Below are 11,744 nucleotides of genomic sequence, written 5' to 3'. Positions count from 1 at the left end.
TTTACTGTCTCGACGCGCACGGCTTTGTCTCCGCGCACTTTTTTTCTGAATAGCACGGCTGAACGCGGATGATTGCGTTACGAACTGAGCAGTAGAGGAAATTTTGACGCCGCAAACACAATGCCTCCATGCTTACAATGTAGATGCAGTGCCGCAGGTCACGACTGCCGGTTTGCGCATTTTTTTCGTACGCGCGGTTGACCGGTGTTCTTTGCGTTTCTCCTCCCGTCTTACTACTTTTACCTGAGGAAAAGAAATGAAATCCACGAACATCTTCCTTGCCGCGGCGATTTCCATCGGCGCGATCATCGCGACCGTGCCCGTGGTTGGTGCGCAAGAGACAGGCGCAGCGACTTCTTCGAAATCATCCGGCAGAGCCGCTAACCGGCAACTCGCGAAGCAGGTTCAGACCGCGCTGTACAAGCAAAAGGGTTTGGAGTCGGCCGATATTCATGCTGTCGCTCGCAGCGGCAAGGTTACGCTGGTCGGGATGGCGCCCGATCAGAAACAGATAGATGCCGCAGGGAAAATAGCCGAGGGCGTACCCGGCGTGTCGTCGGTAACCAACAATCTGACGGTGGAAGAAGCCGGGCATTGAAACCGGCTTCAGCGTGACGGCTTATCGCACGCACATTACCGCTTCGTGAACGACGCAGGCTGTCGGGCTTGCTTGTGGTTCGACAGCCTGCGTCGACGGAATCGGCAATTTTTCGTGTTGCATCCACCGGCTGAGCCTCAAGGTAAGGACGCCGTTCCACGAGAGAGCGTCAGCGTTGTTCGCTGAGTTCGGCGATCTGATTTCGAAGCGCGTCGCGGAACACGTTCACCCTGTTTGGAACGTAGCGCCCGCTCGGCATCACCGCCCAGAACGACAGATCCTCCATCGCAGCATCCTCCAAATCGATCTGTACCAGCGAGGCGTCGCTAATTGACGGAACACGTCTCAGTAAGTCAACTAAGCGGGTCCAAGACCTGATAAAACGTCACCCACTCCACACGGGGATTTTAATCAGGATTCCGAATATCTACTTCGCTGCACTGACGTGAGATTGAGAGCGCCAGAAGCAAAAAAGGCGCGCGACCACGAGTTCTGATTTGAACTAGATGCGCCGCTGATCGACCAGTCCGTTGTCCTCCTGTAGTCATCTGGTTCCCAAACCTATTCAAGGTAACTATTACCTATCGATTCGCACAAACGTGGCGCGCCGCCCTTAAGTTCCTCATACCAATTAAAGAAATCCGTAGGCTTTGCCGTAAAAGCGCTTATAAGGTCAGACAAATTCGGTAAGTTTGTCCCGTCTCTGTCGACTTTTCCGAAACGCAAGAGCGCGTGCGCGCCGATGCACTGATCCATTACACGGCCTCCCGCGCAGACTCGCGCCGGGCCACAGTCGCGTCCAGTCCGTTTGAATATTTACGTACTGACGGCGGCAGCTTTTTTGGGTTCGGTTCCTGATTACATCGACAACCGATGACTGGATCAGGGCCCTAAAGTCACCAGTCCGGCGTCGAAACAGAATGACGCATTTAATTTGGATTACTAATCACCATGATATTTAAAAAGAAAATAAGCAATCTTTTTCTCGGCCAATTCTCTCTCGGCAAGTTCTCGGCTGTCGCAGTTGTGGTCGGCGCAAGCCTGATGCTCGCGGCTTGCGGCGGCGGAAGCGAAGGCACCGTTGATGCTGCGACGGTCAAGGCCGCCGATACGCCCGAGGCGACCGCAAAAGCCGCCACCACCGGTTCGATCTTTTATGGCATGAACGGTCACATCACCAACGGCGGCGCGTACGACAACACGCCCTACGCAACGCAGTTGTCGCAATTGCAAGACCTCGGCGTAAAGATTTTCCGCAACGACGTGTACAGCCTGGGATCGGCCAAGGTGCTCGCGACCGTTGCCAAGCAGTTTGCGGCAGGCGGCGTTCAGGTGTATCCGGTGATGCTGCTCGGCCTGGGCTTCGATACCGAGGAAGCGGCCTACAACGCCGGTTACACGATGGGTCAGCAGACGGCGCAGACGTACAAGTACGCGTACTACGAAGTTGCGAATGAGCTGGACTCAGCCGCGCTGGCCGGAAACTACGACGGCAACGTGTGGTATCAGTACAGTAACCAGCCGTTCATGATCGCGCGCGGTGTTATTCGCGGCATGATCGCAGGTGTGAAATCGGTCGACAGTTCGGCAAAGATCATCGTCGATGGAACGTGGAAGCATATTGCGTTTTTTCAAATGCTCCTTGACGGCTCGCAGCCCGACGGGACGCACGGTCACCCGACGGTCAGCTGGGACATCACCGCATGGCACTGGTACTCCGATCAAGGCGACATCACTAATGCCTGCGGCGGCACGGGATGCCATGACATCCTCGGTATTATCAGTTCGTTTGGCAGACCGGTCTGGATCAACGAGTACGGCGTGCGTCCCGAATACGGCACGAATGACGCCATCGCCTCCTACCTGACCGGCAACCTGATGATGCTGCAGTACTACACGCAGGCGTCGAAATACAACGTCCAGTCCGTCCAGGGCTTCGAGTTGTACGACTCCCAGGAAGGAAATTACGGGATGTTGCAAAGCGACGGCAAGACGAAGAAAGCTGCGTACACGGCAGTCAAGAACTTCATCGCGAACCACCCCAGATAGCGTGCAGAGCTTACCGGCGCGGATGGCGCACGGTGGTCTCGCAAGCCGCTTACGCAGTCAAATCTGTCGGGTAGAGGAGCGGAGCGTTCCAGGCCGCTCCTCCCGCCATTTGAATTCACGTTGGCATCATCGACCGTAGCTCAACGTCCCACTGTGGATCAAAAAATCGTTGCGCTTCGCGGACGAACACGTGAACGCTGCACGTTTTAGCTAGCCCAACAAAATTCTCGAAGCAATAAGGGTTCTGGCGGCTTGCACGGCCCTTTTTAGCGTCCAACACTTCGACAACAATCCGGCTCACCAGATAACTGTCCGATATATCGGACACTGTAGCGCTTCGACGGAAGCGGTTTCTCAGTCCAACCCCTAAATCAGGATCTGAACATGAAGCTCGCCACCAAGGGCGCGAAAGCCGCCATGCTGTTCGCCGCAACCGCCGTGAGCGGACTGCTCGCGCTCTCCGCCTGCACCAAAGTGGCGACGCCCGAGCAGGGTTCATCGGCAGCGGCGCCTGCATCGACGCTTCAAGCCGTGCTCCAGCGCGGCACGCTGCGTGTCGGCGACTGCCTCACGTTCGCGCCGTTCGGCTTTTACGACAAAGACGGCAATCCGGACGGCTACGACGTCGACCTCGCCAAGGAGCTCGCCAAGCAAATGGGCGTGAAGCTCGAGGTCGTGAACACGACCAGCGCGAACCGCATCCCGAATCTACAGACCGCCAAGGTCGATGTCGTGTTCTGCAACTTCACGCGCAACCTCGAACGCGCGAAGGTCGTCGAATTCACGTCGCCGTACGTTGTCGCCAGCGAAGCGATGCTCGTGAAGAAGAGCAGCGGCATCCAGTCGGCGAAGGACATGAGCGGGCGCACCATCGCCACGGTCAAAGGCTCGACCAACGGCGACGAAGTCCGCTCGATGGGCATCCCCGTCAAGATTCAGGAATATGACAGTTCGCAGGCGGCCATTCTCGCGGTCAAGCAGGGCCAGGCCGATGCGATGATCGAGGACAACAACTTCCTTGCGTATCAGGCGAAGCTCGATCCGGAACTGGCCGTAACGAACGAAGCACTCGTGCCGCTCGAGTACAACGCGTTCGGCGTGAAGGCGGGTGACCAGGCGTGGCTCAACTATCTGAACCTGTTCCTGTTCAACGTCAATGCATCGAAACTAAACGCGCAGTTGTACAAGAAGTGGTTCGGCGTCGATCCGAGATATCCGCTCAATCCGCAGTTCTGAAGCGGAGGCGCAGATGAGCTATCAATGGCTGACTCTATGGGGCTACGTCCCCGAGTTTCTGAAGGCGGGCTGGCTGACCTTGCAGGTCACGATGCTGGCGTTCGTGCTGGCGCTCGCGCTCGGTCTGATCGCGGCGCTTGCCGGCATGTCGCCGTCGGCCATCGTGCGGTTCATCGCGCGGGCTTACGTCGAAGCCATCCGCAATACGCCGGTGTTGCTGCAGATTTTCATCGTGTTCTTCGGCTTGCCGTCGATGGGCATTGCGCTCGATGCATATTGGGCCGGTGTCATCGCGCTGGGCGTGAACGTGGGCGCGTATCTGTCGGAAGTGTTCCGCGCGGGCATGCAATCGGTGCCGCGCGGACAGATTGAAGCAGCCGGCATTCTTGGCCTGGAACGCGGGCAGATTTTCAAAGAGGTCGTGTTGCCGCAGGCGGCGCGTGCGGTGTATCCGGCCATCGTCAATTATCTGATTCAGTTGTTGCTCGGTACTTCGCTGTTGTCCGCAATTGCGTTGCCCGAGCTCACCGGCACCGCAACCGTCATCAATTCGCGCACGCTCTTGTATGTCCAGACGTTCGCGGTCGTGCTCGTCGCGTATCTGGTGCTGAGCAATGTGTTGTCGTGGATTGCCAGTCAACTCGGCGCACGCATGTTTCATCCGCCGCTCATCGTGAGGCCGGGTGCGCGTTGGCTTGGTTTCACGCTGCGGCGTGCGAATCGTGCATGAGGGATTGAGTCATGTCACTTGAATTGCTGAGAAACAGTCTGTCGATTTTGCTGCAAGGTCTCGTGACGACGCTGCTCTTGTCTGTCGCGGCGATCGTCGGGAGCACGCTCATCGGCCTGCTCGCCGCCGTGCTCCGGTCGTTCGGGCCGTGGGGCACGGACCGAATCGCGAAGCTCTACACGGAGTTGTTTCGCGGTACGCCCGTACTCATCACGCTGATGTTCATCTACTTCGGCGTCTCGTACTTCGGCTATGCAATCGATGTCTTTGCAGCGGGCGTGATCGGCTTGAGCGTGTATCAGGGCGCTTATATCGCGGAAGTCTTTCGCTCCGGCATCGAATCAGTGCCGAAGGGACAGTGGGAAGTCTCGCAGATTCTCGGTCTGTCGCGCATGCAGACCTTTGCCTCGGTCGTGTTACCGCAGACCGGACGCATCGTGCTGCCGCCGCTCGTCGGGCAATACCTGTCCCTCATCAAGGATACCTCGATCGTCAGCATGATCGGCATGTCCGAACTGATGCACGGTGGCCAGGCGATCGTGGATCGCATCGGCAAACCGGTCGAGATTTACGGACTCGTCGCGCTGATCTATTTCGTCGTGTGCTTCCCGCTTTCGCAATGGGTGCGCCATCATGACCGCCGGAGACTTACGTGAGCGATTCCATCCAGAACAAGCCCGTCATTTCGCTGTCGGGCGTGAGCAAGGCATTCGGCGCGACGCGCGTTCTCAACGAGATCAATCTCGAAGTGCGCGCAGGCGAAGTGCTCGTGCTGATCGGCGCATCCGGTTCGGGCAAGAGCACCGTGCTTCGCATCATGGCCGGACTGGAAACGACGGACTCCGGCCAGGTGTGGGTCAACGAAGTGCCCCTGCACGATCCGAAGCGCGCGCGCGAGATTCGCGGCCACGTCGGCATGGTGTTTCAGCAGTTCAACTTGTTCCCGCATAAGACCGCGCTCGGCAATGTCACCCTCGCGCTGATCAAGGCGCGCGGCATGTCGTCCGCCGATGCGCGCAAACGCGCAATGGCAACGCTCGACCGCGTGGGTCTCGCGGACCGTGCATCGCATTATCCGAGCCAGTTGTCGGGCGGACAGCAGCAGCGCGTCGCCATTGCGCGGGCGCTGGCGGTCGAACCCGGCATCATGTTCTTCGATGAAGCCACATCCGCACTCGATCCCGAACTCGTCGGCGAAGTGACGGAAGTGATGCGCGGCCTCGCGCGCGACGGCATGACGATGGTCGTCGTCACGCATGAAATGGGCTTTGCGCGCAAGACGGCGGATCGCGTCGTGTTCATGGACAAGGGCGTGATTGCAGAGCAAGGCGATCCGGAGCAAATCTTCGTCAACCCGTCAAACGAACGCACGCGGCAGTTTCTCAGCCGTGTGCTCGACCATTGAAGGGTCAACGAATGGCAGCAACGGAATCGTCGCGCGCGCGAGGCGTGGACCGTGTCATCGATATCTTGAGGAAGCTGCATCACGCGCAGCGGCCCATGACGATGCGCGAGCTGATCGAAGCGACCGGCTCGCCGCGTTCGAGCATCTACGAACTCGTCGCCATTCTCACCGAAGTGGGCTGGCTCGAAACATCGACGGATGGCAGTGTGTTCTTCGGACGCGAGATGCATTACTACGGCTCGGACTACGCGGCGCACAACGACCTCATCAGCCGCGCGCATCAGTCTATTCTCGCGCTCGTGCGCAAGTACGACGAGACCACGCAGTTGTGCATGCTCGAAGGGAATAAATACTCGGTCGTGTTATCGGAGAACAGTGCGCGGCCGTTCAACATCAGCTCGGATATCGGCGTGCGCGTGCCAATTCCGTGGACCGCGACCGGGCGCCTGCTGCTCGGTCACATGAACGCCGATGCCATCCGCACCCTGATTCCCGCGGATGACTTCGTGCTCGACAACGGCGTGCACATCGATTTCGATGAATTCATGCGCGATGTGCAGAACGCGAAAACGCTTGGCTATTGCTGCACGGAAGGGCTATCCAACGCGTTCCGGCTCTGCATGGCCGCGCCCGTTCGCGACCGCGCGGGCATCCCGATCGCCGCGCTGTGCTTCATGACGGGCCGCGACACGGACCCCGAACGCCGTCAGTCGATGCTGGACGATCTGCTTCTGTCGGCGCAGGCGCTTTCGCATCGCTGACGTGGATACACGGCTTCAGCGTATCGATGAATTGGAACAGGAGAGTGCGGCGCTCAAGGAAGTGAACGATATTCTGCGCAAAGCAGTGGCGTCCTAGGCGCGTTCGCTTGGCGGACTCGAGTTTGCTATGTCCAGGCAGGAGTTGAACCGCTCTGACATCGACTCACTTTCCCGAGGCACACGCGCTATCGCCCGAAAAGCGGCTGATCGCGGCATCCTGCTAACCCGCCTTCAAAACCCGCAACGCCACCGCCCCCGCCACCTCACTCTCCGCGTTCTGCTTAGCCTCGCGCATCGACAGATATCGCAGACAGCACACACGCAGAAACGATGCGAAGTTGGTCGGCACCTCGCCGCGCAGCGCGATCAACTCATCATAGAGCTTGACGGCGAACTGGCTCGTGGTCAGGTTCTCGCGCCCCGCGATTTCCTGCAGCACGTCCCAGAAGAGATTTTCGAGCCGGACCGTGGTGATCACGCCATGAATGCGCAGCGAGCGCGTGCGCGATTCATAGAGGATCGGATCGGCGTTGATATACACCCCACACATGACGATAGCCTCCGGAAACGGGCCGTCATGCTCGCGCACGACGGCCGTGGACCAAGCTACTTCCCTACGCGCAAAACAGCAATTGCGTCAAACCCTGCGCTGCTTCATCTGGTTCGCGATGTAATCCGCCTGGCGAATCGCGAGCGTGACGATCGTGAGCGTCGGGTTTTCGGCGGCGCCCGTGGTGAACTGGCTGCCATCGGAGATGAACAGGTTCGCCACTTCGTGCGTCTGGCCGTGCGGATTACACACGCCGTCGCCGGCCTTGGCGCTCATGCGCGCAGTGCCCAGATTGTGCGTCGACGGATACGGCGGCACGATATACGTCGCCTTCGCGCCCGCCGCCTCGTACACCGCGCTGCCCTGCTTGAACGCGTGCTCACGCATCGCTTCGTCGTTCGGGTGATCGTCGAAGTGAACGTTCGGCACCGGCAGGCCGTACTGATCCTTCACGCTGGTATTGAGCGTGATGCGGTTCGATTCGCGCGGCATGTCCTCGCCGACGATCCACATGCCCGCCGTGTACTGATACTGATCCAGCGCCGACGTGAAGTTCGGGCCCCACGCGCCCGGATCGAGAAACGCGGCGTAGAACGGCAGTCCGAGCGAGATCGTCTCCATGTGATAGCCGCCCGCGAAGCCGCGCTTGGGCTCGAACACCGCTTCGTCCTCGATGATGCCGGCCATCGTCGTGCCCTTGTACATCTCGACCTTGTCGTTGAACACGCCGTAGACCGAGCCCGTGGTGTGCCGCATATAGTTGCGACCGAGCTGGCCCGAACCGTTCGCGAGTCCATCGGGGAATTTGCTCGACTGCGAATTGAACAAGAGCCGCGGCGTCTCGATCGCATTGCCCGCGACCGCGACGACGCGCGCGCGTTGCCGTTGCAGCTTGCCGCTCGCATCGTAGTAGACGACGCCCGTCACCTTGCCGCGCGCATCGTGCTCGATCTTCACGACGTGCGCCTCGGTGCGCAATTCCATGTGACCCGTCGCCTGCGCGCGCGGCAGCTCGGTATAGAGCGTCGACCACTTCGCGCCCATGCGGCAGCCCTGAAAGCAGAAGCCGCGCTGGAAGCAGTGCGTGCGATCGTCGCGCACCGTGCTGTTGATCGCCATGTGGCCGGTGTTGCAATCCTTGTAGCCGACCTTCGCCGCGCCCGCCGACATCACCTTGAAGTTGTTGTTGCCCGGCAAGCCCGGCAGCCCGTTCGTGCGCGTCACGCCCATCTTCTTTTCGGCGCGGTCGTAGTACGGGTCGAGGTCCGCGCGCGTGATCGGCCAGTCGAGCAGATTGGCGCCCTGCACATCGCCGTAAGTCGTCTTCGCCTTGAACTCGTGCGGCTGGATGCGCAGGCTCGCGCCCGCCCAGTGCGTGGTCGTGCCGCCGACCGTCTTGCAGACCCACGCCGGCAGATTCGGAAAGTCCTTCGCGACGCGCCACGAACCCGAGGTCGTGCGCGTGTCGAGCCACGAAAGCATCTTGAAGGCGTCCCACTCCGATGTCGAGAAATCGCCTTGCGTATGCAGCTTGCCCGCTTCGAGCACGACCACGTCGATGCCCTTTTGCGCGAGCTCGTTGGCGAGCGTGCCGCCACCCGCACCCGATCCGATGACGACGACCACATTGCCGTCGCTGTGCTTGAACTGCACCTTGTTACCCTGATCCATGTCGGTCTCCGCTTGTCGCTTGATGGGCTCGCTTGCTCAACTGTCGGTCGGAATGGGACCGCTCGCGCCCGCGGGCGGATCCGGCAGCCACGACAGGCTGTTGAAGCCCTGATGCAGATAACCGCCATCGCCTCTCGACGCGCCGTAGCCGAAGTGCTCGTAGGCCATCGGATTGCTGTACAGCGAAACGACCGCGGTGCTGCGGACCGTGTTGAAGAACGGCGTGCCCGCGAGCGCGGCGACGTCCTGCGCCTTGTCGTTCGCGCCCCGCCTGGTCCAGTCGGAGCCGGCTTTGGCGTCGAGCTGGGCGACGCCGTCGGCGAGTTGCTGACGCACGGCGGGATCGGCTTTCGCCTTGGCGTCGAGATCCTTGACGACGAGCGCGTAGACGGCGTCATCGAGCGTCGCGTGCGGATAGATCTGCCGCGTCACTTGCAGCAGCACTTCGCCCTGATGCGTGCTCAAGCCCTGCATTTCGAGCGCCCAGACGCGGCTCGGCGCGAGGCTCGCGAAAATCGACGTCGCCGCGATGGTGCCGACCAGCACGCCGGTGCCGCGCAGGAATTCACGCCTGGTCAGTGCGATCTTCGGGGGGGCGGCGGCGATTTCGTCGTGGTCGTGATGATGTCCACCGTCGTGCGCGCGCCGCTGCGCGACGATCGGGATGATCGTGTCTCGCATGTCTCTCTCCTTGTGGGGCACTGCAACCGCTTATTTATGTGGTCCTGCGTGGTGCCGCTGTGACTACTCGTAATGTCCGTGACGTTCGAGCACTTCGACCTTGTAGCCGTCCGGGTCCTGAATGAAGAAGTACCGCGCGATCAGCGAGCCGTCGTCGTTCTTGAATTCGCGCACGTCATTGGGCGTGAGGCCGAGGCCGATCAGGCGCTCGCGCTCGGCTTTCACATCCGGCACGCTCACCGCGACATGACCGTAGCCGTCGCCATGCGTATAGGGCTCGGTGCGCCCCTTGTTCCAGGTGAGTTCGAGTTCGGCATGCGTCTCGTCGTTGCGCAGATAGGCGAGCGTGAAGTCCGGAAAGTCCAGCCGATGCGCGACGCCCAAATCGAAAGCCTTCTGATAGAAATCGAGCGAGCGCTGCAGATCCTGCACGCGAATCATCGTGTGAATGAGTTTTGACATGGGCGCCTCCTCCTGATGAGAGAAGTGTAGGAAGCCGCGCGGGCAAAGGGTAATGGCCGGTTAAATCGGGTCTAGGCATTTCCCCGAGGCGCACGGGTGCATCGTGGTCATCGTGCGCGCAAACGAACATCTATAAACAAAAACGAAATTATTTGTCGCATTCGCGATAAATATGCCCGCCGGTAGTACGATAAATGACGGTTTTCGATGACCGAATATTCGAATTCGATCATTGAGATATCCGAATATCGGGCACAGCGCGCCGCCGCTCGTCGCCCGCCAAGAACAACGGAGACTCATCTTGAAAACAGTCATCGGCTTGCGCTGGTGGATCATCGCGCTCGTCTGCGCGGGCACGATCGTCAACTATCTTTCGCGCAATGCGCTCGGCGTCATGGCCTCCGAGCTGAAAACGCTCATGAACATGAGCACGCAGCAATACTCCTACGTCGTCGCCGCGTTCCAGGTCGGCTATACGATCATGCAGCCGGTGTGCGGGCTCATCATCGACATCATCGGGCTGCGGCTCGGCTTCGCGCTGTTCGCGTGCCTCTGGTCGGCCACGGGCATCGCGCACGCGTTCGCCACGGGCTGGATGTCGCTCGCCGCGATGCGCGGGCTCATGGGCCTGTCGGAGGCCGTCGCGATTCCGGCGGGCATGAAGGTGGTCGCGGAATGGTTTCCGAATCGCGAGAAGTCGGTTGCGGTCGGCTACTTCAACGCGGGCACGTCGTTGGGTTCCCTGTTCGCGCCGCCGCTCGTCGTCTTTCTTTCGCTGCGCTACGGCTGGCAAAGCGCGTTCGTCGTGACCGGCGCGATGGGCTTTGTCTGGGCCGCGTTCTGGTACTGGCTCTATCGCGCGCCGGGCGAACATCCGCGCATCGGCGAGCATGAGCGCAATGCGATCGTCGATGGGCAGACGCCGGTGGCGCAGCGTTCGCAAGGGCAGCGCCGCATCCGCGAAGTGCTCGGCACGCGCCGCTTCTGGGCAATCGCGCAGGCACGCTTCTTCGCCGAGCCCGCGTGGCAGACCTTCAGCTTCTGGATTCCGCTCTATCTCGCCACCGAGCGCCACATGGACCTCAAGCAGATCGCGATGTTCGCGTGGCTGCCGTTCCTCGCCGCCGATCTGGGCGGGCTGTTCGGCGGCTATCTGTCGCCGTTCCTGATGAAGCGCTTTCGCCTGCCGCTCATTGCCTCGCGCATCGCGGGCGTCGTGCTCGGCGCGTTCATGATGATCGGGCCGGCGTGCATCGGGCTCGTCGCGTCGCCGTATGAGGCCATCGCGCTCTTCTGCGTCGGCGGCTTCGCGCATCAGATGATCTCCGCGCTCGTCAACACGCTCGCCGCCGATGTCTTCGAGCCCGGCGAAGTCGGCACCGCCGCCGGCTTCGCGGGCATGGCGGCGTGGATCGGCGGACTGGGCTTTTCGCTCGTCGTCGGCGCGCTCGCGGATTCGATCGGCTATACGCCGCTGTTCGCCGCGCTCGGCGCGTTCGACCTGATCGGCGCGGCGTTGCTCGTCGTGCTGATGCGCGGCGTGAAAAGCGATGCGAATCCGCAAGAAACGGCGCAACGGGCAGCCTGAGATCGAATCAACT

The 11,744-nt window shown here is 60.6% G+C and carries 12 protein-coding genes; 8 read left to right on the top strand and 4 right to left on the bottom strand.

What is annotated here, in order from left to right; genetic code table 11:
• Positions 1 to 256 precede the first annotated feature (256 nt).
• The 7 genes from NK8_RS37860 (at position 257) to NK8_RS37825 (ending at position 6,779) form a co-directional block, all read left to right on the top strand.
• A complete protein-coding gene (locus NK8_RS37860; protein WP_162068460.1) occupies positions 257 to 598 on the top strand; it encodes a BON domain-containing protein in 342 nt (113 codons plus the stop codon).
• 951 nt (positions 599 to 1,549) lie between these two features.
• Entirely contained in the window at positions 1,550 to 2,647 is a 1,098-nt protein-coding gene (locus tag NK8_RS37850; RefSeq protein WP_213234311.1) for a lipopolysaccharide biosynthesis protein, read from the top strand.
• Positions 2,648 to 3,031: 384 nt separating this feature from the next.
• Positions 3,032 to 3,883, top strand: a complete 852-nt coding sequence (locus NK8_RS37845) for a transporter substrate-binding domain-containing protein (protein WP_213234310.1) — start codon at positions 3,032 to 3,034, stop codon at positions 3,881 to 3,883.
• 13 nt (positions 3,884 to 3,896) lie between these two features.
• A complete protein-coding gene (locus NK8_RS37840) occupies positions 3,897 to 4,613 on the top strand; it encodes an amino acid ABC transporter permease (protein WP_213234309.1) in 717 nt (238 codons plus the stop codon).
• A gap of 11 nt (positions 4,614 to 4,624) precedes the next feature.
• Entirely contained in the window at positions 4,625 to 5,269 is a 645-nt protein-coding gene (locus tag NK8_RS37835) for an amino acid ABC transporter permease (RefSeq protein ID WP_162068464.1), read from the top strand.
• A complete protein-coding gene (locus NK8_RS37830) occupies positions 5,266 to 6,018 on the top strand; it encodes an amino acid ABC transporter ATP-binding protein (RefSeq protein ID WP_301549929.1) in 753 nt (250 codons plus the stop codon). Before NK8_RS37835 ends, NK8_RS37830 begins: the two co-directional genes overlap by 4 nt.
• An 11-nt stretch (positions 6,019 to 6,029) precedes the next feature.
• Positions 6,030 to 6,779, top strand: coding sequence for an IclR family transcriptional regulator (locus tag NK8_RS37825; RefSeq protein ID WP_162068466.1), 750 nt, complete (start codon positions 6,030 to 6,032; stop codon positions 6,777 to 6,779).
• Positions 6,780 to 6,999: 220 nt separating this feature from the next.
• On the opposite strand, the gene NK8_RS37820 is transcribed toward NK8_RS37825, so the two are convergent.
• The 4 genes from NK8_RS37820 to NK8_RS37805 form a co-directional block, all read right to left on the bottom strand.
• A complete protein-coding gene (locus NK8_RS37820) occupies positions 7,000 to 7,329 on the bottom strand; it encodes a ribbon-helix-helix domain-containing protein (RefSeq protein ID WP_213234308.1) in 330 nt (109 codons plus the stop codon).
• 87 nt (positions 7,330 to 7,416) lie between these two features.
• A complete protein-coding gene (locus tag NK8_RS37815; RefSeq protein WP_213234307.1) occupies positions 7,417 to 9,000 on the bottom strand; it encodes a GMC family oxidoreductase in 1,584 nt (527 codons plus the stop codon).
• Between the two features lie 36 nt (positions 9,001 to 9,036).
• On the bottom strand, positions 9,037 to 9,681 hold the full coding sequence (locus tag NK8_RS37810) for a twin-arginine translocation signal domain-containing protein (RefSeq protein WP_162069445.1): 645 nt from the start codon (positions 9,679 to 9,681) through the stop codon (positions 9,037 to 9,039).
• A 63-nt stretch (positions 9,682 to 9,744) separates the two neighbouring features.
• Entirely contained in the window at positions 9,745 to 10,143 is a 399-nt protein-coding gene (locus NK8_RS37805; RefSeq protein ID WP_061176940.1) for a VOC family protein, read from the bottom strand.
• A 301-nt stretch (positions 10,144 to 10,444) separates the two neighbouring features.
• On the opposite strand from NK8_RS37805, the gene NK8_RS37800 reads away from it, so the two are divergent.
• Positions 10,445 to 11,731 (top strand): MFS transporter, encoded by a 1,287-nt coding sequence (locus NK8_RS37800; protein WP_213234306.1) that lies wholly within the window; start codon positions 10,445 to 10,447, stop codon positions 11,729 to 11,731.
• Positions 11,732 to 11,744 lie beyond the last annotated feature (13 nt).

The organism is Caballeronia sp. NK8 (assembly GCF_018408855.1).
Classification (GTDB): Bacteria; Pseudomonadota; Gammaproteobacteria; order Burkholderiales; family Burkholderiaceae; genus Caballeronia.
The sequence above is the reverse complement of the archived record's forward strand: the minus strand, read 5'-3'. Positions and strand labels throughout refer to the sequence as shown.